The sequence below is a fragment of the Crenobacter intestini genome (assembly GCF_004919095.1).
GTDB classification, from domain to species: Bacteria; Pseudomonadota; Gammaproteobacteria; order Burkholderiales; family Chromobacteriaceae; genus Craterilacuibacter; species Craterilacuibacter intestini.
In genome coordinates this window covers 129091-149988 of sequence record NZ_STGJ01000008.1, presented here as the reverse complement: position 1 = coordinate 149988, position 20898 = coordinate 129091, and the positions used below count along the sequence as shown (strand labels likewise).

At 67.2% G+C, this 20898-nt stretch carries 26 protein-coding genes; 10 read left to right on the top strand and 16 right to left on the bottom strand.

All coding sequences use genetic code 11. The features are described 5' to 3' along the window. Positions 1 to 1275, top strand: coding sequence for an MgtC/SapB family protein (locus E5K04_RS08860; protein ID WP_136553130.1), 1275 nt, complete (start codon positions 1 to 3; stop codon positions 1273 to 1275). Positions 1276 to 1278: 3 nt separating this feature from the next. Here E5K04_RS08860 and E5K04_RS08855 read toward each other — a convergent pair whose 3' ends face one another. The 3 genes from E5K04_RS08855 to E5K04_RS08845 all read right to left on the bottom strand — a co-directional run bounded on the left by E5K04_RS08855 (position 1279) and on the right by E5K04_RS08845 (position 4014). Further along, complete coding sequence (locus tag E5K04_RS08855; RefSeq protein ID WP_136553128.1) at positions 1279 to 2229, bottom strand: GMP reductase; 951 nt, start codon at positions 2227 to 2229, stop codon at positions 1279 to 1281. A 197-nt stretch (positions 2230 to 2426) separates the two neighbouring features. Next, positions 2427 to 3353 carry an exopolyphosphatase gene (locus E5K04_RS08850; RefSeq protein ID WP_136553126.1) on the bottom strand — a complete coding sequence of 309 codons (927 nt, stop codon included), beginning with the start codon at positions 3351 to 3353 and terminating at the stop codon, positions 2427 to 2429. Between the two features lie 73 nt (positions 3354 to 3426). After that, positions 3427 to 4014: an IMPACT family protein gene (locus tag E5K04_RS08845; RefSeq protein ID WP_136553124.1), complete on the bottom strand. Its 588-nt coding sequence runs from the start codon at positions 4012 to 4014 to the stop codon at positions 3427 to 3429. 100 nt (positions 4015 to 4114) lie between these two features. Here E5K04_RS08845 and E5K04_RS08840 point away from each other — a divergent pair, with 100 nt between their 5' ends. From E5K04_RS08840 to E5K04_RS08815, 6 genes are read left to right on the top strand one after another with little or no spacing between them, the layout of a single operon-like run. After that, on the top strand, positions 4115 to 4534 hold the full coding sequence (locus tag E5K04_RS08840) for an NfeD family protein (RefSeq protein WP_136553122.1): 420 nt from the start codon (positions 4115 to 4117) through the stop codon (positions 4532 to 4534). Then, a complete protein-coding gene (locus tag E5K04_RS08835) occupies positions 4531 to 5451 on the top strand; it encodes an SPFH domain-containing protein (protein WP_136553119.1) in 921 nt (306 codons plus the stop codon). The genes E5K04_RS08840 and E5K04_RS08835 overlap by 4 nt, the downstream gene beginning before the upstream one ends. A gap of 60 nt (positions 5452 to 5511) precedes the next feature. Beyond that, entirely contained in the window at positions 5512 to 6045 is a 534-nt protein-coding gene (locus E5K04_RS08830) for a septation protein A (RefSeq protein ID WP_136553117.1), read from the top strand. Continuing rightward, positions 6045 to 6347 carry a YciI family protein gene (locus E5K04_RS08825; RefSeq protein ID WP_136553115.1) on the top strand — a complete coding sequence of 101 codons (303 nt, stop codon included), beginning with the start codon at positions 6045 to 6047 and terminating at the stop codon, positions 6345 to 6347. The genes E5K04_RS08830 and E5K04_RS08825 overlap by 1 nt, the downstream gene beginning before the upstream one ends. Then, positions 6344 to 6616, top strand: a complete 273-nt coding sequence (locus tag E5K04_RS08820) for a BolA family protein (RefSeq protein WP_136553113.1) — start codon at positions 6344 to 6346, stop codon at positions 6614 to 6616. The genes E5K04_RS08825 and E5K04_RS08820 overlap by 4 nt, the downstream gene beginning before the upstream one ends. 19 nt (positions 6617 to 6635) lie before the next feature. Continuing rightward, positions 6636 to 7397, top strand: coding sequence for a foldase protein PrsA (locus E5K04_RS08815; protein WP_136553110.1), 762 nt, complete (start codon positions 6636 to 6638; stop codon positions 7395 to 7397). Between the two features lie 47 nt (positions 7398 to 7444). On the opposite strand, the gene E5K04_RS08810 is transcribed toward E5K04_RS08815, so the two are convergent. Beyond that, positions 7445 to 7750 carry a YkgJ family cysteine cluster protein gene (locus E5K04_RS08810; RefSeq protein WP_268907634.1) on the bottom strand — a complete coding sequence of 102 codons (306 nt, stop codon included), beginning with the start codon at positions 7748 to 7750 and terminating at the stop codon, positions 7445 to 7447. Between the two features lie 162 nt (positions 7751 to 7912). On the opposite strand from E5K04_RS08810, the gene E5K04_RS08805 reads away from it, so the two are divergent. Together E5K04_RS08805 and E5K04_RS08800 are read left to right on the top strand one after the other, a co-directional pair. After that, on the top strand, positions 7913 to 8335 hold the full coding sequence (locus tag E5K04_RS08805) for a DUF3617 domain-containing protein (RefSeq protein WP_136553105.1): 423 nt from the start codon (positions 7913 to 7915) through the stop codon (positions 8333 to 8335). Between the two features lie 9 nt (positions 8336 to 8344). Further along, positions 8345 to 8719, top strand: coding sequence for a c-type cytochrome (locus E5K04_RS08800; RefSeq protein ID WP_136553103.1), 375 nt, complete (start codon positions 8345 to 8347; stop codon positions 8717 to 8719). Here the strand turns inward: E5K04_RS08800 and rarD are convergent. The 3 genes from rarD to E5K04_RS08785 form a co-directional block, all read right to left on the bottom strand. Next, positions 8676 to 9626, bottom strand: a complete 951-nt coding sequence (rarD, locus tag E5K04_RS08795; RefSeq protein WP_136553101.1) for an EamA family transporter RarD — start codon at positions 9624 to 9626, stop codon at positions 8676 to 8678. The two genes, E5K04_RS08800 and rarD, sit on opposite strands and share 44 nt — an antisense overlap. 6 nt (positions 9627 to 9632) lie before the next feature. Beyond that, positions 9633 to 10145, bottom strand: coding sequence for a YgjV family protein (locus tag E5K04_RS08790; protein WP_136553099.1), 513 nt, complete (start codon positions 10143 to 10145; stop codon positions 9633 to 9635). Between the two features lie 74 nt (positions 10146 to 10219). Then, a complete protein-coding gene (locus E5K04_RS08785; RefSeq protein ID WP_136553096.1) occupies positions 10220 to 10837 on the bottom strand; it encodes a hypothetical protein in 618 nt (205 codons plus the stop codon). 187 nt (positions 10838 to 11024) lie between these two features. Here E5K04_RS08785 and E5K04_RS08780 point away from each other — a divergent pair, with 187 nt between their 5' ends. Further along, positions 11025 to 11240, top strand: a complete 216-nt coding sequence (locus E5K04_RS08780; protein WP_136553094.1) for an alkylphosphonate utilization protein — start codon at positions 11025 to 11027, stop codon at positions 11238 to 11240. Positions 11241 to 11277: 37 nt separating this feature from the next. Here the strand turns inward: E5K04_RS08780 and E5K04_RS08775 are convergent, their stop codons facing one another. The 9 genes from E5K04_RS08775 to bamA form a co-directional block, all read right to left on the bottom strand. Further along, positions 11278 to 13374: a methyl-accepting chemotaxis protein gene (locus E5K04_RS08775; RefSeq protein WP_136553092.1), complete on the bottom strand. Its 2097-nt coding sequence runs from the start codon at positions 13372 to 13374 to the stop codon at positions 11278 to 11280. Positions 13375 to 13499: 125 nt separating this feature from the next. Beyond that, positions 13500 to 13988 (bottom strand): DNA-deoxyinosine glycosylase, encoded by a 489-nt coding sequence (locus tag E5K04_RS08770; protein ID WP_136553090.1) that lies wholly within the window; start codon positions 13986 to 13988, stop codon positions 13500 to 13502. Beyond that, complete coding sequence (rnhB, locus tag E5K04_RS08765) at positions 13989 to 14582, bottom strand: ribonuclease HII (protein ID WP_235844313.1); 594 nt, start codon at positions 14580 to 14582, stop codon at positions 13989 to 13991. Then, positions 14579 to 15739, bottom strand: a complete 1161-nt coding sequence (lpxB, locus tag E5K04_RS08760) for a lipid-A-disaccharide synthase (RefSeq protein WP_205700331.1) — start codon at positions 15737 to 15739, stop codon at positions 14579 to 14581. The genes rnhB and lpxB overlap by 4 nt, the downstream gene beginning before the upstream one ends. 2 nt (positions 15740 to 15741) lie before the next feature. Further along, positions 15742 to 16515 carry an acyl-ACP--UDP-N-acetylglucosamine O-acyltransferase gene (gene lpxA, locus E5K04_RS08755; protein WP_136553086.1) on the bottom strand — a complete coding sequence of 258 codons (774 nt, stop codon included), beginning with the start codon at positions 16513 to 16515 and terminating at the stop codon, positions 15742 to 15744. 2 nt (positions 16516 to 16517) lie between these two features. After that, complete coding sequence (fabZ, locus tag E5K04_RS08750; RefSeq protein ID WP_136553084.1) at positions 16518 to 16967, bottom strand: 3-hydroxyacyl-ACP dehydratase FabZ; 450 nt, start codon at positions 16965 to 16967, stop codon at positions 16518 to 16520. Further along, positions 16964 to 18019 (bottom strand): UDP-3-O-(3-hydroxymyristoyl)glucosamine N-acyltransferase, encoded by a 1056-nt coding sequence (gene lpxD, locus E5K04_RS08745; RefSeq protein WP_136553082.1) that lies wholly within the window; start codon positions 18017 to 18019, stop codon positions 16964 to 16966. Before lpxD ends, fabZ begins: the two co-directional genes overlap by 4 nt. Positions 18020 to 18099: 80 nt before the next feature. Next, complete coding sequence (locus tag E5K04_RS08740; protein ID WP_136553080.1) at positions 18100 to 18582, bottom strand: OmpH family outer membrane protein; 483 nt, start codon at positions 18580 to 18582, stop codon at positions 18100 to 18102. A 15-nt stretch (positions 18583 to 18597) separates the two neighbouring features. After that, a complete protein-coding gene (bamA, locus tag E5K04_RS08735) occupies positions 18598 to 20898 on the bottom strand; it encodes an outer membrane protein assembly factor BamA (RefSeq protein ID WP_136553078.1) in 2301 nt (766 codons plus the stop codon).

Here is a 20898-nt window from a genome sequence, read left to right as displayed (position 1 = left end):
ATGGGCGAGTGGGACTTCTCGGCCTGGCTGCGCTTCGAGGGCACGCCGTTCGCGGCGCTGCCCGAATTCCTCACCAGCATCGCGATCGGCCTGTTGATCGGCGTCGAGCGCGAACGCAAGGCCGACATCGCCGGCATCCGCACCTTCGCGCTGACCGCGCTACTGGGCACCCTGCTCGCGATGCTCGGCACCACCTTCGCCGCCGCCTGGCTGCCGGCCGTCGGCCTCGCGCTCGCCGGTGCCCTGGGCTTCCTGCCCGCCCCGCGCGAGTCGCTGCGCGAGCCGCGCACCACCACGCAGATGGCGCTTCTGATCTGCTACGGGCTGGGCGTGCTGATCTGGCTGGGCCAGACGCAGCTCGCGATCGCGCTGGGCGTGATCACCACCTTGCTGCTGTACCTGAAGCGCGAACTCTCCGGCATGTCGCACGGGCTGTCGCGGCGCGACCTGTTGTCCATCATCCAGTTCTGCGCGCTGACCTTCGTCGTGCTGCCTCTGCTGCCGGACGCGCGCTTCGGGCCGTACGGCGCGTTCAACCCGTACAAGGTGTGGCTGTTGGTGGTGCTGATCGTCGGCGTCGGCCTCGCCGGCTACCTGGCGCTGAAGGTGCTGGGCTCGCGCTACGGCGCGCCGCTGACCGGGTTGATGGGCGGGGTGGTGTCGTCGACGGCGACGACGCTCGTCTTCGCACGCCAGGCCCGCGAGCGCCCCGCTTCGCTGCCGGTGGCCGCCAGCGTGATCGTGCTGGCCAACCTGGTACTGTTCGCACGGCTGACGCTGGTCGCGGCGCTGGTGATGCCCCCCGCCTTGCCGACCATGGCGCGGCTGATGCTGCCGGCGCTGGCGCTTGGCCTCGCCGGTGCCGCGTACACGCTGTGGTCGGCGCCCAAGGATGGCGCGGCACGCGCCGAACTCGAACTTCAGAACCCGACCCAGCTGAAACTCGCGCTGGGTTTTGCTGCGGTGTTCGCGCTGGTGCTGCTCGCGTCGGCATGGCTGAACGAGCTGTTCGGCAGCAAGGGCGTGTACGTCGTCGCGCTGGTGACCGGCGTCAACGACGTCGACGCGATCACCCTCGCCCTCTACCAGATGCTCGCCCGCGCGCAGATCTCGCTGAACAGCCTCGCCGTCGCCGCGGCGCTCGCCGTGCTGGCCAACACCGCGTTCAAGTTCGGCATCATCGCGAGCATAGGCGGGCCCGCGCTCGCCCGCCGTTGCCTGCCCGCGTTCGCCGGCACCGTCGCCGGCATGCTCGCGGGGCTTGCCTTCGCCTGATGCTTAGCGCGGGACGGTGATCATTTCCACGCCACGCAGCGCCGACAGGTCGCGGCCGCCGGCGTAGCTGACCGACGACTGCAAGTCTTCGGTCAGCTCGGCGAGCAGCTTGCCAATCGCGCCCTTGTACTCGACCAGGATCTTCTTGCCCTCGACGTTCACGTAGGCGCCCTTGTTGAACTGCGACGCGCTGCCGAAGTATTCCTTGTAGAGCTTGCCGCCGATCTCGACCAAGTCGCCCGCCGACTCGTCAAAGCCCGCGAACATCGAGCCTGCCATCACCATGGTCGCGCCGCACACCAGCGCCTTGGCGATGTCGCCGTGCTCGACGATGCCGCCGTCGGCGATCACCGGGATCTTCACCGCAGCCGCGCAGTCGCTGACCGTCGAGATCATCGGGCGGTGAAAACCCGTCTTGTTCTTGGTGATGCACACGCGGCCGCCGGCGATGCCGGCCTTGATCGCGTCGCAGCCCCATGCCTCGAGCTCCCGCGCGGCCTCGGCGGTGGCGACGTTGCCGCCGATCAGGAAGCTCTGCGGGAACGCTTCCTTCAGGTGCGCGATCATGCGCTCGGCCTTCACGCACCAGGCGTTGGCGATGTCCAGGGTGATGTATTCGGGGGTGAGGCCGGCCGCCTTGAGGTCGGCGACCTGCTGGTACGAGTCTTCGTTGACGCCCATGCTGATCGAGGCGACGAGGCCTTGCGACTGCATGCGGCGCACGAAGGCGACCACGTCGACGTTGAATCGGTGCATGGTGTAGAACCAGCCCTGGCGTGCGAACAGCTCGCAGGTCTCTTCGTTGACCACGCTCTTCATGTTCGAGGGGTAGACCGGCATCGCGAAGCGGCGCGGCCCGAAGGCGACCGAGGTGTCGCAATCCTTGCGGGAGTCGACGATGGTCTTCTTCGGTACCAGGTACACGTCGCCGTAGTTCAGTTCGGTCTTGATCATGCTGCAATGCCTCAGGGTAAGTAACGGGATTCAAAAAAACGGGGGCCCCATAAAGAAACGGGCGCCGACCCCGGCGCCCGTTTGCAACTTCCCCTGCGCCGCCCTTGAGGCGCGCAAGCACAATTCCCGACAACCTTAACGCGGCCGCCGGCGCCGCGTCAACCTGTTTTCTTCAAATCGAGATTCATCACGTCAAGTTATGCGCTTGCCATCACGCCACCCGCGTCGAGGGCCATCAGCAGCCGCGCCAGCGCCTCATCGGCGTCGCTGTTGGCGACCTGGCAGGTGCCGGCGGCCGCGTGCCCGCCGCCGCCCAGGGGCGCGAGCAGCGCCGCCACGTCGCGCCCGGCACCCGGCGCGAAGATCGAACGGCCCAGCGCGAGCACCGTGTTGGCCCCCAGCCGTCCCCAGTACACCGACAGCGCAAACCTCGCCGCCGGAAACAGCGCGTACACGAGGTAGCGGCTGGCCGGGTGGATGACTGCCTCGGCGCGCAAGTCGACCAGCACGCAGTCGCCGAACACCCGCGCGCAGCGCAGGACCTGCTCGCGCGCGGCGGCCTGCGCGCCTTGCAGCGCCTCGATGCGCTCGGCCACATCCGGCAGGTTGAGCACCTCGGACAGGGTATGGTCGCGGCAATAGCCGACCAGCGCGCGCATCAGCGCGAGGTTGCCGACCGCGAAGTGGTGCAGCCGGCCCAGCCCGCTGTGCGCGTCGGTGATCGCGTCCAGCAGCAGCCAGCCTTGCGGGTTGAGCACGTCGGCGACGCCAAGGCCGCCGGCGACGGCCAGATCGACCGCGTCGACAAGCGCAGGGTCGACCCCCAGCCCTTCGGGGCTCACGTCGAAATGGCGGCAGATCAGGCGCGCGCAAGAAGGCGCGGCCGTATCGACCACCCACGCGCCGGACGTGCCCTCGCAAGGCTCGCGCGAGAAGGCGAGGTGCACGTCCGCCACGCAAGGCAGGTTGACGGTGACGTCGCCCGGCCCCGGGCGCAGCTTGCCGTTGCGCACGTCGGCGGCGTGCACGAAATCGAAACGGTCGGTCACGGTCAGCGCCTCGAGCAGGATCGCCGAGGCGAGCCCGTCAAAGTCGGCGCGGGTCAGCAGGCGGCAGCGCGGCATGGTCTCCTCCGGGGCGCTACACGCGAGGGGCGCCCTCTTTATCCAGAAATCATGGCGAACGCGCGCGCAGGATTCAAGGCGAGTCTACAAACTCGACAGCGCCGGCAAACGCATCGGGCAAGTCTTGCCGGTAGCGCGGCACCTCGTCGGCGGCCACCCGCACGGACAACACGACCGCCTCGCCGTAGTCGGCCGCCAGCACGTCGCCGCCCGCACGCGCGCAGTAGCGGCGCAAGCCATCCTCCAGCGCGAACGGGCAACGCAGCCGCAGCGTGCTTTGCGCACGCACGGCCTCAAGGCGCGCTTGCGCGAGCGCGGCGACCGTCGCCTGCGTGTACGCGCGCACCAGGCCGCCGGCGCCCAGGCGCACGCCGCCGAAGTAGCGCACCACCACCGCCAGCACGTTGGCGAGCGCGTGGTGCTGCAGCACGAGGTAGATCGGCCGCGCGGCGGTGCCGGCGGGCTCGCCGTCGTCGTTCATGCCCGACTCGCCGCCGGCGAGCAGCACCCAGCACACATGGCGCGCGCCCGGGTGGCGCGCGCGGATGTCCGCGAGGACGGCCTGCGCGTCGGCGCGCGATGTGACCTTGCAGAGGTAGCCGATGAAGCGGCTGTTGCGGATTTCGATTTCGGCCTCGCCAGGCACCACGATTTCTTGCATGGCGCGAGTCTAGCGCCAAAAGCGCACGCGCCCAAACGCGGCAATTGCCGTGGCGGGTGGCGCAGTCCACAATAGTGTCATCCACTCTCGCGCGACAGACATGACACCCGGAATCTGGCTCAGCCTCGCGCTCGCCGCGCTGATCGGCGAGTTCCTCACCGGCACCTTCTACCTGCTGGTCTTCGCCGTCGCCTTCGCCGCAGGCGGCCTGCTCGCCTTCGCGGGCGCTACGCTGGCCGTGCAACTGGTCGGCGCGAGTGCCGCCGCCCTGCTCGGCGTGCTGGTATTGCTCAAGCGCAGGAAACCGCGCCATTCACCCGCCGCCGACGACCTGGACCTCGGCGAGCGCGTCGAGGTTGTCAACTGGCAGGGCGCGTACGCGTCGGTGCGCTACCGCGGCGCGCTATGGCAGGCCAAGGCGGCCAGCGGTGAGGGCGGAGACTGCACCCACGCGCAGATCGTCGGACGCGACGGCAACCTTTTGCTTATCCGGCCAGTCACCAAGGAACCCAAGCCATGATCACCAGCCTAGTCCTACTGGTCGCCGCCCTCGTCTTCGTGCTGCAGGCGGTGCGCGTGGTCCCCCAGCAAAGCGCGCAAGTCATCGAGCGGCTCGGCCGCTTCCACGCGGTGTTGTCACCGGGGCTCAACATCATCATCCCCTTTGTCGACCGCGTCGCGTACCGGCACAGCCTGAAGGAGATCCCGCTGGATGTGCCCAGCCAGATCTGCATCACCAAGGACAACACCCAGCTCAAGGTCGACGGCATCCTGTACTTCCAGGTGACCGACCCGCAACGCGCGAGCTACGGCTCGAGCGACTACATCATGGCGATCACCCAGCTTGCGCAGACCACGCTGCGCTCGGTGATCGGCAAGATGGAGCTGGACAAGACCTTCGAGGAGCGCGACGAGATCAACGCGTCGGTGGTCGCTGCGCTGGACGAGGCGGCGGTCAGCTGGGGGGTGAAGGTGCTGCGCTACGAGATCAAGGACCTGGTGCCGCCGCAGGAGATCCTGCACGCGATGCAGCAGCAGATCACCGCCGAGCGCGAGAAGCGCGCGCTGATCGCCGCGTCCGAGGGCCGCAAGCAGGAACAGATCAATATTGCCACCGGCCAGCGCGAGGCGGCGATCCAGAAGTCCGAGGGCGAGCGCCAGGCGGCGATCAACACCGCGCAGGGCGAAGCCGAGGCGCTGCGCCTGGTCGCCGACGCGACCGCGCACGCGCTGACCACCGTCGGCACCGCGATCGCCACGCCGGGCGGCCTCGAGGCGGTCAACCTGAAGGTCGCCGAACAATATGTCGACGCCTTCGCCAAGCTGGCCAAGGAAGGCAACACGCTTCTCTTGCCGGCCAACGCGGGCGACATCGCCGGCACCGTCGCCACCGCCCTGTCGGTGATCCGCAAGACCGACCGACCGCAAGCGCGCTGAACGTTGAACCCGCGGCCGCGTGCCTTGTCACACGCGGCCCATGACCACATAATCGCCGGAATGAAAATACTCTCCGACCTGCTCCCCGTCCTCCTCTTTTTCGCCACCTACTGGTTCACCCGCGACATCTTCAGCGCGACCGCCGTCGCCATCGTCGCGACCGCCATCGCCGTCGGCTACGCCTACTTCCGCCACCGCAAGGTCGACACCATGCAGTGGGTCAGCCTCGCGCTGATCGTGGTGCTCGGCGGCGCGACGCTCTTGCTGCACGACAAGCAGTTCATCATGTGGAAGCCGACCCTGCTCTATTGGGCGATGGGTGGCGGCCTCTTGCTCGGCCAGTTCGCCGGCAAGAACGGCATCCGCGCGCTGATGAAGGAACAGGTGTCGCTGCCCGACGCGGCATGGACGCGGCTGAACCTCGCGTGGATCGCCTTCTTCGCGTTCATGGGCACGCTCAACCTGTGGGTCGCGTTCAGCTTCAGCGAAGAGACCTGGGTCAATTTCAAGCTGTTCGGCGGCATGGGGCTGATGTTCGCCTTTGTCGTCGCGCAGAGCCTCTACCTCACGCGCCATATGGAGAACAAGGAATAATGCTTTACATGATCCACGGCATCGACGTGCCCGGTTCGCTGGAAAACCGCCTCGCGGCGCGCCCGGCGCACCTTGCGCGCCTGACCGCCCTGCAGGACGAGGGCCGTCTGGTGCTGGCCGGCCCCTGCCCGGCGATCGACGCGGCCGACCCCGGCCCCGCCGGCTTCGCGGGCAGCCTGATCGTCGCCGAGTTCGCGTCGCTTGCCGACGCGCAAGCCTGGGCGGGCGCCGACCCCTACGTTGCCGCCGGCGTCTACGCGCGCGTCGAGGTGCAACCCTTCAAGCGGGTGCTGCCCGCATGAGCGACACCGTCAGCCTGATGCACGAACGGCTCGCCGCGCTGTCGCCGTCCCTCGTTGAAATCGACGACGAGAGCGCGCGCCACGCCGGCCACGCCGGCGCGCGCGATGGCGGCCACTACCGGCTGACCATCGTCAGCGTCGCGTTCGAAACGCTCGGGCGCGTCGCGCGCCACCGCCTGGTGTACGACTCGCTGGGCGACATGATGCAGGGGCGCATCCACGCGCTGGCGATCAGCGCGCACACGCCCGACGAATCCACACCCCGATAACAAGAAAGCAGGAACACACATGAAGAAAACCAAGCTCGCGCTGGCCCTCGCGGCCATGCTGTCCGGCCAGGCCTTTGCCGCCTCGGTGAACGGCCAGGCGATCAGCCCGGAGCGCATCCGCGCCGCCGGCGAGATGATGCAGGCACAAGGGGGACAGGCCGCGCCGCAACAGGTGGTCGACCAGCTGATTACTGCCGAAGTCTTGCGCCAGGAAGCGCTCAAGCGCGGCATCGACAAGCAGCCGGCCGTGCGCGCCCAACTGGACAACCTGCAGGCGATGACGCTGGCCGACGCGCTGCTGCGCGACCATGTGAAGCGCAACCCGGTAACCGATGCCAAGCTGCGGGCCGAATACGACGCGCTAAAGGCGCAGATGCCGGCCAAGAAGCAGTTCAAGGCGCGCCACATCCTCGTCAAGAGCGAGGCCGAGGCGAACGCGGTGATCGACGCGCTGCGCAAGGGCAAGCCGTTCGCGCAGCTGGCGAAGGAAAAGTCGCAGGACCCGGGCAGCGCGCAGCAAGGCGGCGAGCTGGGCTGGAGCGCACCGGACGTCTACGTCAAGCCGTTCGGCGACGCGCTCGCCAAGCTCTCCAAGGGCCAGGTCACCGCGACGCCGGTGAAGACCGACTTCGGCTACCACGTGATCCAGCTGGAGGACGTGAAGGAAGAGTCGCTGCCGCCGCTGGATTCGATCCGCCCGCAACTGACCCAGCGCGTGCAGGGCCAGATGATCGAGTCGTACATCCAGTCGCTGAAGGCCAAGGCGCAGATCGCGCAGTAAGCGCTGCTCCGCAAACCCCAAACCGCCCCGAGGGGCGGTTTCTCATTTCAGGCAGGCTCAGGCTCGGGCTCGGCCAGGCGCCAGCGCGCGCGGGCCTTTTGGCACTGCGCGCTACCCTCTTCCAGTTGCCGGCACACCGACGGGCGCTGCGCATAGACCGCGCAACCAACCTGCTGGCCGACTTCGCCTTGCAGCGCGGCGCACCGCGGCGCGTCCGACCAGGTACCGACCATGCAGCGACGCCAAGGGTCGAGCGGCTCGGTCAGGGCAGCCGGCACCGTGCCACCGCCGTCGTCGGCTTCCGCCCAGTAAAAGGACACCCGGAAACTGGCGCAACACGCGCCACAAGTCATGCACAGTGACATCGCTCAAAAAACAAAAACGAAACCGCCACATATTTTATAAAAACGCTATTGCAAGACAAGTAGTATGCAGAAGAGATTTTACAGCCCGCCAAGATTGACAAGCGGCTAGTCGGCACCCATACCGTGTAGGTCAACCATCAGGAGAAGACTATGCGCGCCCTCATTCCCGCCCTGTTCGCCGCCGCCCTCGCCCCTGCAGCGTACGCTGCCCCGACCATGCAGCCCGGCCTGTGGGAGATCACCACTGAAGTGACGGTCCCCGGCCACCCCGGCCCCATCCCGCCGATGCGCGTCGAACAGTGCTTCACCGCCGAACAACTGGCCAAGACCGAACACCCGCTGCCGCAGATGCAGGGCTGCACGCTCGACGACAGCCGCCGCGACGGCGACATCACCCGCTGGCGCATGCATTGCGACAACAAGCAAGGCCGTATGAGCGCGCAAGGCGAAATCCGCTACGGGCCAAACAGCTACAGCGGCGGCGCGAGTTTCACCCAGACCGTCGACGGCAAGCCGATGACGCTGACCCACCGCTACCAGGCCAAGCGCGTCGGCGTCTGCCCGAAACCCTGAGGAGGCATGATGAAGAAAGTACAGCGGCTACTCGCCTGCGCGGCCATGCTCGCGGCGCTCACCGCCCACGCTGGCGCGCAGGTTCCGCCCGCACAAGCCATGCCGCAGGGCATGACCCCGGGCATGATGGGTGGCGGCATGATGAACAGCGCCCCGGCGCCGCTGCCCGGACGCGACCTCACTGCGGGCGCGCGGCTCACCGGCGAGTACTGCAGCCAGTGCCACCGTGCGCCGCTACCGGGGCGCGAGCCGCCCCTGGCGTGGCCGGGCATCCTCAAGCACATGCAGGCCTACATGCAAAAGGCCGGCGGCCAAATCCGCCAACCGACGGCGGCCGAGATCAGCCAGATCGCCGCCTACCTCGAAGGACACCCCTGGCAGTAAGCCAGCCCAGGCTGAAGAGGCGCTGGCGGTGCGCGATATGCAGCACCGTCAGCACGACCGCCAGCCAGATCGGGCCGTAGGTCAACAGCCGCGCCGGGGTCATCGGCTCGCCCATCACCGTGATCGCCAGCATGAAGAGTAGCACCGGCTCAACGTAACCCAGAATCCCCATCATCCCCAGCGGCAACAACCGGCTCGACGCGAGGTAGCACAACAGCGCGACGGTACTGATCAGGCCCAAACCCGGCAGCAGCAGCCAGAAGCGGCCGTGCTCGAGCACGGCGATGCTCGAGGGCGCCTCCAGCCTCAGCATCCACAGGGCAAACGGCAGCAGCAGCAGCATCTCGAGCGTGAAGCCGGTCAAGGGCTCGAGCTTCACCCAGCGGCGCAGCACGAAGTAAGGCGGGTAACCCAGCGCGACCACCAGGGTCGGCCACGCCAGCGCGCGCGTCAGCCACAACTCGTGCAGCACGCCCGCGAGCGCGCAGGCGACCGCCAGCCACTGCATGCGGTACAGGTGCTCGCGGTAGAGCACGCGCCCGAACAATACCATGGTCAGCGGCAACAGGAAGTAACCCATCGCCACCGACATCGCCTCGCCGTTGACCGGCGCCCACATGAACAGCCATTGCTGCACACCGAACAGCGCAGCGAGCGCGGGCAGCGCCCACCACAGGTGCGGCTCGTTGCGGAAACGCGCAAGCAGGGCCGAAAACGCCGGCCACTGCTGGCGCACGTGCAACAGCAGCAAGGCGCCAGGCACGGTGAACAGCACCCGCCACGCGAAGATAGACATGCCAGAGAGCGGCGCGAGCAGCAGGGTATAGCCCGAGAGCACCGCGAACAGCACCGAGGCCAATACGGAGAGCGCGATCCCCGCCAGGGGAACGCCGGAAGTTGGATTCATCGATTGTCAGATAGAAACGCGCGGTTTTTGGCCACGCAGGTAGAAGCGGTAGTAACCGACCAGGTTGCCGCCGAGGAACAGCACCTCCATCAGCACCGCCATCGGCGAGCCGATCGCCGCGTTATGCGTGATCCAGATCAGCGTGCTTACCATGATCAGCACGCGCATGCGCTTGTCGGAGCGGCTGAACATCGCGAAGTTGGGCAATAGCGCGGCGGCACCGCCCAGCAGGCTCAAGGGTCCGGCCCAGGTGGCGGCGACCGCGGCCACCGTCAACGACACGAACACCCACATCAGGCGACGCGACGGCCCACGCAGGCTGACCAGGTTGCGCGTGGCGGCGAGCGCCATCATCAGCAGCGCCGTCCAGTGCCCGAGCAGGCCGAAGTGCACGCCGATGAGCACGTTGGCGCAGACGAGGCAGTACACCACATGGCGGCGCTGCCGGAACTGGAAAGTCATCGCGTCGAAGCACATGGCCAGCGCGATGCACAACTGCGACAACAGGAACGGAGTCATGGCGGCGGAAAAACAGGGCAAATGCTTGCGATCTTAGCACCGCAACCGCCATGCCGCACGCATGGCCCGCACACTCAGGCGCCGACGCGCAGGTCGGTGCCGTCGTCCGTTGCCACCGCTGCGTAGGACAGTTGCCCGGGCAGCGGGTAGGCGCACTCGCCGCGGGTCAGGGCCGCGAGCACCGGCGCCACGACAAGCGCGTCGATCGCGGCAGCGTCGCAGAGCGCTGCCAGCGGCAGCGTGTACAGCCATTCGTCGCCGTACGGCGACTCGGACTCGTCCCAGCGCACACGGCCGCCCTCGATCGCCGCCCACGGCTGCCATGCCGTCGCCGGGAAGCCGATATACGCGTCGTACTCGAAGCTAAACTCGCACGCCCAGTGCGCGACGTGCACGACGGCTTCGGCGACAGGAACGCCGCCTGCCGTCAGCGGCAGGCCGTTGCCGGCGACGCTCACCTGGACATTGATCCACGCGACTTCGACGTCGCGGCGGTTCTCGCGCGCCATCAGGGGCACGCTCAGCGCGAGCGCGACCTGCTCGCCGCCGATTTTCTGCACTTCGTAGAGGGGCTTGCCGGTCTTCAGCCCCTTTTGCGCGCCGATGGCCTCGGGCAGCCGCGCGCGCAGCGCGTCAGACAGTGCGCAAGCCGCGCGCCACGCTTGCCGTTGACCGGCGGTTTGTTCAGTCATGAGGATTCCCGCGTTTCAAGGACAGGCCGGCATGATAAGGCAAACGCCCCGTACTGTCCGCCCGTGCGCCATGCAGCGGGCAAAGCACCTGCCGGCCGGGCATGAATATAACTAAATAGACTAATAGAACGTAAAAGCCACGCCCGTTATTTATAATGGTGCCTCAACAACCCGCGAGGTAAGCACAATGGACATTCGTGACAGCAACGGCAACCTGCTGCAAAGCGGCGACACGGTGACGGTGATCAAGGACCTGAAGGTCAAGGGTTCGTCGGCCGTGATCAAGCGCGGCACCGTTTTCAAGAACATCCGCGTCAGCGAGGACGACGACGAGCATGTCGAGTGCCGCAACGACAAGATCAAGGGGCTGATGCTGAAGACCTGCTTCCTGAAGAAGGGCTAAGCCGACCCGGCGGCGAGCGCCGCCGGGCCTTGCACGCTCAACGCTCGTGCAGCTTGAATTCGCCGATCAGTTTTTGCAGCACCTTCGCCTGCTCGCGGACTTCGTCGGCCTCGTGCTTGGCCAGGTGAACGGTCAGGGTATTCGACTCGACCAGCAGGCTGATCCGCTGCATGCTCTGCGCGACATCGTCACTGGCGACACTCTGCTGGCTGGCCGCCGCGGAAATCTGCTCGGCCATCTGCGAGACCTGCTCGGACGCGCTGGTCACGCCGTCCAGTTCGCCCACGCTGGTGCGCAGGCCGCCGATGCCGGCATTCACCTCGCGCACGGCCTCTTCCATCGCCGCGACCGCCTCTTGCGTGACCTGCTCGATGTCCTTGACGGTCTGGCCGATCTCGCCGGTCGACGTGGTGGTGCGCTCGGCAAGCTTCCTCACCTCGTCGGCCACCACCGCGAAGCCGCGGCCCTGCTCGCCCGCGCGCGCCGCCTCGATCGCCGCGTTCAGTGCGAGCAAGTTGGTCTGGCTCGCGATCTCGGCGATCACCTGCGTCATGTCGCCGATCCGCCCGATCGACTGGTTCAGCCGTTCGATGGTGCGGCTTGACGCGTCCACCGCCACCACTACGCGTTCGGTCGCGGCCATGCCCACACCGATGCTCTCGCGCGTCTGCCGCACCTGCGCAAGCGTACGCTGCGCGGCACCGGCCGCATCGCCGGCATGGCCGGCGACTTCCTGGATAGACTGGGTGAACTCCTCGGTCACCGACGCCACCGCGACCGCGTCGCCCTGCTGGCGGCTCGACTGCTCGACCACCTCGTCGGTGCGCGCGTCAAGTTCGGCGCAGCGCGCGTTGATCTGCCGCGCGCAGGCGTGGATCTCGTCGAGCATCGCCTTCAGCGTCGCCTGCATCACCGCGAGGTCCGCCTGCAGCACGCCGGTCTCGTTACGGCCGTCGATCTCGATGCGGTCGGTCAGCTTGCCTTCGGCGATGCGGTCGAAATACGCCATAACCCGCCGGATCGGCACGACGATCGAGCGCGTCAACATCAGGCCCGAGATCAGCGCGACCAGCACCGCGCCGAGTAGCGCGCCCAACTGCAGCCAGCGCGCACGATCATTCACGGCGCTGGCCTGTTCGTAGCGTTCCTGAGCGTGCTGCTTGAAGGTGTCGACCAGCGCCTGCCCGTCGTTTTGCATCTGTGCGTACAAGGGGTTCACATTCACGAGCAACACCTTGTTCGCCTCGGCGAACTGGCCGGCCTTGATCAGGTCGCGCATCACACTGATGCCCTCCTTGGAGTAGCGCTCGCGCGTCGCCGAGAAGGCGTCCAGCATGCGAACTTCCTCTTCGGACAGCCCGGGCTTGGCCAGTTGCTGCAGCGTCTCGTTGATCTTGGCGCGGTTGGCCAGCGTGGCGTCGACATGCTGGACCACCTCGTGCTCATGCAGCGCCGCTACAGCCGTGGCCGGGTCGTGCTGCAGGGCCAGCATCATCTGCGAACGGTTGTCGGCGAGCAGGAACATAACCCGGTCCACCTGCATCGCAGGGAGCATTTCCTGCTCGTACAGTTCGGCCATCTCGCGCTGGTTGCGCTCGAGCGTGAACATCCCCTGCATGGCCGCCCCGGCGCAGCAAAGCACCACCACCCCCATCGCCGCCCACACCCTGGTCTTCAGCCCAAGGTCGGACCAGAAGCGCTTTTGTTTGGGCAAGGGCCGCTTGGGCTCGGCGCGCAGCGACGCGTACGCCGCTTCGGCGCGGGCGACCGCGTCCTCGGCTGGCGGCGTGCGCACCGACATATAGCCGATCACCTGCCCGTCACGCTTGACCGGGACGACGAAGGCCTCGACCCAGTAATAGTCGCCGTTCTTGCAGCGGTTCTTGACGAGGCCGCGCCACGGGTGCCCGCCCTTGACCGTCGACCACAAGTCCCCAAACGCCTGCGGCGGCATGTCAGGATGGCGGACGATGTTATGGCTCTTGCCGATCAGCTCTTCGCGGCTGAAACCGCTGATTTCGACGAAGGCGTCGTTGGCGTAGGTGATCACGCCTTTAAGGTCGGTCTTGGAGACCAGGTAGCACTCGGCAGGAAATGGCACCCGGTTCTGGGTGACGGGCTGGTTGATTTTCACAGGTGGCCCCTATCTATCTTGCGTTACAGCAAATCCATAATTAATCAAAAAGGATTATATAGATAGCCGCCGAATCCAATCCGGCTAATGCATTGATGTTTGCCTGTAATCAAATACCCGAGACATTAATGCAATAGCGGCGCCAGCCCTTGCTGCCAGGCGGCGAGCTTTTCGGCGAAGGGGCGCGCGTGCGCGGGGCTGGTCGACGGCAGCGCGATGCAGGGAATGGCCTGCGCCAACTGGCGCCAAGCCCCCGCGTACGCGGCCGCCCCGTTGCAGGCGACCGCGACGAGCGAAGGCAGGCGCGCGCACAGCGCGGTGAGATCGTTGGCCGCCACGTCGCGCATGGCCGCATCCAGGCTACCCGCCCGCCTGGCGCTGCCGACCACGTCCCACAGGCCGACCCCGTGTGCGAGCAGGCAGGCGAGCCGCTCAGCGTAAGGTCGGGATACGAGGTCGGGGGTGAGGGTCAGCTCGGCCATGATCGGCCAGAACGCGTTACGCGGGTGCGCGTAGTACTCGGCGGCAGAGAGTGAGGCATCGCCCGGCAAGGAGCCGACCACCAGCACGCGGGTATGCGGGTCGACGACCGGCTCGAAACAATGCTTGCGCATTCAGAACAGCGAACCCTGCGCCGCATCCAGCAGGCGGCGCACCGGACCGAAGCTCTTGCGGTGCTCAGGCAACACCCCCAGCCGCTCGATCGCCGCCAGGTGCTCGGCCGTCGGGTAGCCCTTGTGGCGGGCGAAACCGTAACCGGGATGGCGCGCGTCAAGCTCATGCAGCTGCGCGTCGCGCACCGTCTTGGCGAGGATGGAAGCCGCCGAGATCGCCGGCTCCAGCGCGTCGCCCTTGACGATGGCGCGCGCGGGCACCAACAAACCCTTGGGCACGCGATTGCCGTCGATCAGCACTTCCTGCGGCGTCACGCCAAGGCCTTCGACGGCGCGCCGCATCGCGAGCATGGTCGCGTGCAGGATGTTCAGCGTGTCGATCTCGGCGACGCTTGCCTCGGCGACGCACCAGGCCAGCGCCTGTTCGCGGATCAGGGGCGCCAGCGCGTCACGCTTCGCCTCGGATAGCTTCTTGGAGTCGGCGAGCCCCGCGATCGGCCGCGCAGGGTCGAGGATCACCGCGGCGGCGACTACATTGCCGGCCAGCGGCCCCCTGCCCGCCTCGTCCACCCCGGCGATCAGCAGCGTGCTCACCGGGCGACCTCCAGCACCGCGCCGGCGGCAAGCTGGTCGGTGTCGGCGAGCAGGCTCTCGTGCAGGCGGGTGAACTCGGCATTGAGTTCGGCCTGGTAGGCCTTGTCGTGCCAGATCCGCGACACTTCGGCCGCGAGTTTCTCCGGCGTCGCGTCGTGCTGCAGCAACTCCGGCACCAGCGGGCGGCCGGCCAGGATGTTGGGCAGCCCGACCCACGGCAGGCGGATCTTGCGCTTGACGATGCGGTAGGTCAGCGCCGAGAGCTTGTAGGCGATCACCATCGGCCGCTTGGTCAGCGCGACTTCCAGCGTGGCCGTGCCGCTGGTGACCAGCACCACGTCGCTGGCGATCATCGCCATCTGCGCGTGGCCGATCAGCTTTCTGATCGGCAAATCGTGCGCCTTGCAGCGCGCGACGATCTCGTCGAAGCGCGCCATTGTCGCGCGGGTCGCCAGCGGCACCAGGAAGGTCGCGTCGGGAAACTCGGCGAGCAGCAAGCGCGCGGCCGCCAGGTAAGGCGGCGCCATGTAGTCGAGTTCGGACACCCGCGAGCCCGGCAACAGCGCGAACACCGGCGCCGCCCGCGGCAGGCCGAGTTGCTCGCGCATCGCGCGCGCGTCGGGCATCATCGGCACCTCGTGCGCGAGCGGATGGCCGACGAAGGTCACCGGCACGCCGTACTTCTCATACAGCGGCGGCTCCATCGGGAACAGGCACAGCATGCGCGACACCGACTCGCCGATGCGCGCGACCCGCTCGGGCCGCCACGCCCACACCGAAGGGCTCACGTAATGGACGGTCGGGATGCCGGCTGCCTTCAGCTTTTTTTCAAGCCCAAGGTTGAAGTCCGGCGCGTCGATGCCGACGAACACCTGCGGGCGCTCGGCCAGCAAGGCCTGCTTCAGGCGGCGGCGGATGCCCAGCAATTCGGGCAGCCGGCGCAGCACCTCGAGGTAGCCGCGCACGGCGAGCCGCTCCTGCGGCACCTGCGTCTTCAGGCCGCGCGCGACCATGCGCGGCCCGCCGATGCCGGCGAACTCGGCGTTCGGGTGCCGCGCGCGGATCGCGTCGATCAGGTGGGCGCCCAGCACGTCGCCGGACGCCTCGCCCGCGACCATCGCGACCTTCAGCGCGCCCGGTTTTTCGAAGAGCGGCATTGTCAGCGGATGATCCCGCGCGCCGATTGCGCGAAGAAGCGGTCGAAGGCGGCAAGCTCGGGCTGGGCCGCCGCCAGGGCGGCGATCTCGGCCTTGGCCTCGTCCAGCGTCAGCCCCTTGCGGTACAGCGCCTTGTACGCGTTCTTCACCGCGCGGATCGCCTCGGGGGAGAAGCCGCGGCGCTTGAGCCCTTCGCTGTTGATGCCGGCAGGCTCGGCGCGGTTGCCGGCGGCCATCACGAACGGCGGCACGTCCTGCGTCACCGCGCTTGCGAACGCGGTCATCGCGTGCTCGCCGATCACGCTGAACTGGTGCACGCTGGTGAAGCCGCCCAGGATCACCCAGTCGCCGACGTGCACATGGCCCGCCAGCGTGGTGTTGTTGGCGAAGATGGTCTTGTTGCCGACCTGGCAGTCGTGCGCGAGGTGCACGTAGGCCATGATCCAGTTGTCGTCGCCGACCCGGGTGACGCCGACGTCCTGCGCGGTCCCCAGGTTGAAGGTGCAGAATTCACGGATGGTGTTGTTGTCACCGATCTCGAGGCGGGTCGGTTCGCCGGCGTACTTCTTGTCCTGCGGGGCGGCGCCCAGCGAGCAGAACTGGAAGATGCGGTTGCCGCGGCCGATGCGAGTATGCCCCTCGATCACCACGTGCGGGCCGACCCAGCTGCCCGCGCCGATCTCGACGTCGGGGCCGATGATCGAATACGCGCCGATCTCGACGTCGTCGGCGATCTTTGCGCGCGCGTCGACGATCGCTGTCGGATGGATGGCCATGCTTACACCTCCCGCTTCGCGCACATGATCTCGGCTTCGCACGCGACCTGGCCGTCGACCAGCGCGCGCGCGCTGTATTTGGCGATGCCGCGCTTGGCCTGCAGCTGCTCGACCTCGAACACGAGCTGGTCGCCCGGCACCACCTGGCGCTTGAAGCGCGCCTTGTCGATGCCGACGAAGAAGTACAGCTCGTTTTCGGCACGGCCGCCCGCGCTCTTGATCGACAGGATGCCGGCTGCCTGCGCCAGCGCCTCGATGATCAAGACGCCCGGCATCACCGGGTAGTCGGCGAAATGGCCGACGAAGAACGGCTCGTTAATGGTCACGTTCTTGATCGCGCGGATGCGGGTGTTCGCCTCGAAGTCGAGAACGCGGTCGACCAGCAAGAAGGGGTAGCGGTGCGGCAGGTGGCGCATGATCTCGCGCACGTCGATGGTCACGGCTTCGTTCATTGTTCTTTTCCTTGTTGCGGTGTAGAGGAGGCCGGCTCGGCGGCCAGGCGCTTTTCCAGCGACTTGACGCGGCCGGCGAGCGCGTCCAGGTGGCGCAGGTGGACGGCGTTGGCCATCCACTCCTTGGCGGTCGACATCGGGTAGCTCGACGCGTAGTTGTCGGGTTTCTTGATCGACTTGGAGACCAGCGTGCCGCCGCCGATATGGGTGCCGTCGGCAATCTCGATATGGCCGACCATCATCACCGCGCCGCCCAGCGTGCAGCGCGCGCCGACGCGGGTCGACCCGGCGATGCCGGTACAGCCGGCGATCGCGGTGTGTTCGCCGATCTCGCAGTTGTGCGCGATCTGCACCAGGTTGTCGATCTTGGCGCCGCGGCGGATCACCGTATCGGCGAGCGCACCGCGGTCGATGGTGGTGTTGGCGCCGATTTCGACGTCGTCCTCGATCAGCACGCGGCCGGTCTGCGGGATCTTGAACCAGTGGTCCTTGTCCCAGGCGAGGCCGAAGCCGTCGGCGCCGATCACGGTGCCCGAATGGATGCCGACGCGCGCGCCGATCACGCAGCCATGGTAGACGGTCACGTTGGCGTAGAGCGTGGTGTCGTCGCCGATCGTCACGTCGTCGCCGACCACGGTGCCGGGCAACAGGCGGCAGCGCTCGCCGACGACGGCACGCGCGCCGACCACCACGTTGGCGCCGATCTCGGCGGACGCGGCGACGCAGGCGGTCTCGTCGACCACCGCGCTTGCGTGCACGCCGCCGATGGCCACAGGCGCCGGGTTCAGCAAGGCGGCGACGCGCGCGAAGTAAAGGTAGGGGTTGGCGGCGATAATCAGGCTGCGCCCGTCCCGTGCGGCGGCCGCCTGCATGTCCTCGCGCACGATCACGCACGAGGCGCCCGACGCGTCGAGGTCCTTGCGGTACTTGGGGTTGGCGAGGAAGGTGATCTCGCCTTCGCCGGCGCCGGCGAGCGGCGCGAGGCACGCGACCTCGCGGTCGTCCCCGATGAGTTCGCCCCCCAGGGCGGCGATGATTTCGGTCAGTTTCATCTTGCGCAACAAAGCCGACTTGCGTCGGCTCTCGCTGTTAAGCCCGCCAGCGGCGGGCTGTGGTCACTAATAAAGGCCGCTCAGCGTTCGAGTTCCTTGAGCACCCTCGGCGTGATGTCGAGCTTGGGGTTCACGTAGACCGCGTCCTGCAGGATCAGGTCGTACTGCTCGCGCTCGGCGATCAGTCGCACGATGCGGTTGGCCCGCTCCTGCACCGATGCGAATTCCTCATTGCGGCGCTGGTTCAAATCGTCGCGGAATTCTCGCAGTTTGGCCTGGTACTCGCGCTCGAGCGCGGAGAGCTCGCGCTCCTGCGCGCGCCGCGCCGCGTCGTCGATTTTCTTGCCAAGCTGCGCCTGCAGGGCCTTCGCCCGCTCGGCCATCCGCTTGAGCTCGGTCTCGCGCGGCGCGAACTCGCGCTCGAGCTTCTTCTGCGCGGCCAAGGCCGGCGCCGATTCGCTGTAGATACGCTCGATCTTCACATAGCCGAACTTGAACTCGGCCGCCAGTGCCGGCATGGCCGCGCCCAGCGCGGCCACCAATAGCAGCACATGCTTTTTCATCTGGGCTCTCCTTGCTTAGAACACGGTTCCCAGCGTGAACTGGAAGCGCTGCAGCTTGTCGCCCTCTTCCTTCTTCAGCGGGAACGCATAACTGAACTTCATCGGGCCGACCGGCGACAGCCACGCCAGCGCAAGGCCGGTCGAATAACGCAGGTAGTCGGACGCGCCGCCGGCTTCCTTCGGGTCCCACACGGTGCCCGCGTCGAAGAACACGCTGGTACGTACCGAGCGGTTGTCCTTCATGCCAGGGAACGGGAACAGCAACTCCACGCTGCCGTTGACCTTGCGGGTACCGCCGAGGTAGTCGGTCTCGCCGTCGTTGTCGTCGTCGGCGTTCGGGCCCAGCGAGCCGTTGTCGAAGCCGCGCACCGAACCGATACCGCCGAGGTAGAAGTTCTGGAAGAACGGCACGTCCGGCGTCTTGCCGTAGCCGTTGACGAAGCCTGCCTCGGCGCTGGTCGCCAGCACGAAGGTTTTGCTCAACGGGTAGAACCAGGTCGCGTTGCCGGTGACGCGGTAGAACTGGATGTCGCCGCCAGGCAGGCCTGCCTCCAGGCGGGTGCCCAACACACCGCCGCGGGTTGGCCACAGGGCGCTGTCGCGGGTGTCACGACCCCAGCTCGCGCTGCCGGTCAGCGTGGTGTTATCCGGGCCATACTTCTCGACGAACTCCTTGTAGCGGTTCGGGCTGTCCTCGAACAGGGTCAGCTTGGTATTCTCCGCGCCGAGGCCGAGGTTGACCCGGTCGTATTCGGTCAGCGGCACGCCCATGCGCAGGCCGAAACCGGTGGTCTTGCTCTTGTAGCGGCTCTGGTCGACCGCGTCCGGGTCGTACACGCGGTGGTAGAGATCGTAACCCAGGCTCACGCCGTCCGGCGTGAAGTACGGGTCGGTGAACGAGATCGACGCCTGCTTGTTCGACTTGCCGTTGGAGAAGGCGACGGCGACCGACTTGCCCGAACCCAGCACGTTGCTTTGCGACACCGAGGCGGACAGCTGCAGGCCTTCGCCCTGCACGAAGCCGACGCCGGCCTGGATGCTGCCGGTCGGGCGCTCCTTGACAGAGATGTTCATGTCGACCTGGTCGGCAGTCTCGGTGACCGGCGGCGTCTCGATGTTGACGGTGTCGAAGTAGCCGAGAAGCTCCAGGCGCTCCTTGCTGCGCTTGATCGCCGCCGAGTCGTAGGGCGCGGCCTCGAGCTGCCGCAGTTCGCGGCGGATCACCTCGTCGCGGGTGCGGGTATTACCGGCGATGCTCACGCGGCGCACATAGGTCTTGCGGCCCGGGTCGACGAAGAAGGTCAGCCCGACCACCTGGTGCTCGCGGTCGAGTTCCGGCACCACGTTGACGTTGGCAAACGCGTAACCCTCGGCGCCAAGCTTGTCGGAGATGGCGGCGACGGTGTCGTTGACCTTCTCGCGGGCAAACAATTCGCCCTCCTTCACGGTCACCAGCGGCAGCAGTTCCGCCTCGGGTACCTTGAGGTCGCCCGCCAGCTTGGTCTTGCCGACCTTGAACGGCTTGCCCTCGGTCACGTTGACGGTCAGGTAGACGTCCTGCTTGTCCGCGCTGATCGACACCTGCGTCGACTCGATATTGAATTCGGCGTAGCCCTGGTTCTGGTAGAAGGCCTTGAGCTTCTCGAGGTCGGCCGACAGTTTCTGCTTGGAGTACTGGTCGTCCCGTGCGATCCAGCTCATCCAGCCGGACGGCGCGAGCGAGAACTCCTCGAGCAGCGTGTCCTGGTCGAAGTCGCGCGCGCCGACGATGTTGATCGCGCGGATCTTGGCGGTCACGCCTTCGGTGATGTCCAGCCGCACCGCGACACGGTTGCGGTCGAGGCGGGTGACGGTCGGCGTGATCTCGACCGAGTACTTACCGCGGCTGTAGTATTGGCGCTTGAGTTCCTGCACCGCCTGGTCAAGCAGCGCCTGGTCGAAGATGCGCCCGTCGGCGAGGCCGTTATCCTTCAGCGCCTTCTTCAGCTGTTCCTTGTCGAATTCCTTGGCGCCGTCGACGGTCAGTTGCGCGACGACCGGGCGTTCGGACACGGCGACGATCACCACGTCGCCCTCGTGCTCGACGCGCACGTCGTTGAAGAAGCCGGTCGCGAACAGCGACTTGATCGCCTCGGACGCCTTCTGCTGGTCGAAGGTGTCGCCGACCTTGACGGGGAGGTAGCTGAACACGGTGCCCGGCTCGGTCCGCTGCAGCCCTTCAACCCGGATGTCCTTGATCACGAAACTTGCGTCGGCGTGGGCGCCGGTGGCGGCGAACGCCAGCGCGAGCGCGGCGACGAGCGTTTTGGATTTCAT

Bases quoted from the DNA above. Each gene is read 5' to 3' on its own strand.
- E5K04_RS08840 (WP_136553122.1), top strand. From the start codon at position 4,115: ATGACACCCGGAATCTGGCTCAGCCTCGCGCTCGCCGCGCTGATCGGC.
- E5K04_RS08815 (WP_136553110.1), top strand. From the start codon at position 6,636: ATGAAGAAAACCAAGCTCGCGCTGGCCCTCGCGGCCATGCTGTCCGGC.
- E5K04_RS08830 (WP_136553117.1), top strand. From the start codon at position 5,512: ATGAAAATACTCTCCGACCTGCTCCCCGTCCTCCTCTTTTTCGCCACC.
- E5K04_RS08820 (WP_136553113.1), top strand. From the start codon at position 6,344: ATGAGCGACACCGTCAGCCTGATGCACGAACGGCTCGCCGCGCTGTCG.
- E5K04_RS08825 (WP_136553115.1), top strand. From the start codon at position 6,045: ATGCTTTACATGATCCACGGCATCGACGTGCCCGGTTCGCTGGAAAAC.
- E5K04_RS08855 (WP_136553128.1), bottom strand. From the start codon at position 2,229: ATGATCAAGACCGAACTGAACTACGGCGACGTGTACCTGGTACCGAAG.
- E5K04_RS08800 (WP_136553103.1), top strand. From the start codon at position 8,345: ATGAAGAAAGTACAGCGGCTACTCGCCTGCGCGGCCATGCTCGCGGCG.
- fabZ (WP_136553084.1), bottom strand. From the start codon at position 16,967: ATGAACGAAGCCGTGACCATCGACGTGCGCGAGATCATGCGCCACCTG.
- lpxA (WP_136553086.1), bottom strand. From the start codon at position 16,515: ATGGCCATCCATCCGACAGCGATCGTCGACGCGCGCGCAAAGATCGCC.
- E5K04_RS08860 (WP_136553130.1), top strand. From the start codon at position 1: ATGGGCGAGTGGGACTTCTCGGCCTGGCTGCGCTTCGAGGGCACGCCG.
- lpxB (WP_205700331.1), bottom strand. From the start codon at position 15,739: ATGCCGCTCTTCGAAAAACCGGGCGCGCTGAAGGTCGCGATGGTCGCG.
- E5K04_RS08835 (WP_136553119.1), top strand. From the start codon at position 4,531: ATGATCACCAGCCTAGTCCTACTGGTCGCCGCCCTCGTCTTCGTGCTG.
- E5K04_RS08790 (WP_136553099.1), bottom strand. From the start codon at position 10,145: ATGACTCCGTTCCTGTTGTCGCAGTTGTGCATCGCGCTGGCCATGTGC.
- E5K04_RS08785 (WP_136553096.1), bottom strand. From the start codon at position 10,837: ATGACTGAACAAACCGCCGGTCAACGGCAAGCGTGGCGCGCGGCTTGC.
- bamA (WP_136553078.1), bottom strand. From the start codon at position 20,898: ATGAAATCCAAAACGCTCGTCGCCGCGCTCGCGCTGGCGTTCGCCGCC.
- lpxD (WP_136553082.1), bottom strand. From the start codon at position 18,019: ATGAAACTGACCGAAATCATCGCCGCCCTGGGGGGCGAACTCATCGGG.
- E5K04_RS08780 (WP_136553094.1), top strand. From the start codon at position 11,025: ATGGACATTCGTGACAGCAACGGCAACCTGCTGCAAAGCGGCGACACG.
- rarD (WP_136553101.1), bottom strand. From the start codon at position 9,626: ATGAATCCAACTTCCGGCGTTCCCCTGGCGGGGATCGCGCTCTCCGTA.
- E5K04_RS08845 (WP_136553124.1), bottom strand. From the start codon at position 4,014: ATGCAAGAAATCGTGGTGCCTGGCGAGGCCGAAATCGAAATCCGCAAC.
- E5K04_RS08810 (WP_268907634.1), bottom strand. From the start codon at position 7,750: ATGACTTGTGGCGCGTGTTGCGCCAGTTTCCGGGTGTCCTTTTACTGG.
- E5K04_RS08740 (WP_136553080.1), bottom strand. From the start codon at position 18,582: ATGAAAAAGCATGTGCTGCTATTGGTGGCCGCGCTGGGCGCGGCCATG.
- E5K04_RS08805 (WP_136553105.1), top strand. From the start codon at position 7,913: ATGCGCGCCCTCATTCCCGCCCTGTTCGCCGCCGCCCTCGCCCCTGCA.
- E5K04_RS08850 (WP_136553126.1), bottom strand. From the start codon at position 3,353: ATGCCGCGCTGCCGCCTGCTGACCCGCGCCGACTTTGACGGGCTCGCC.
- E5K04_RS08770 (WP_136553090.1), bottom strand. From the start codon at position 13,988: ATGCGCAAGCATTGTTTCGAGCCGGTCGTCGACCCGCATACCCGCGTG.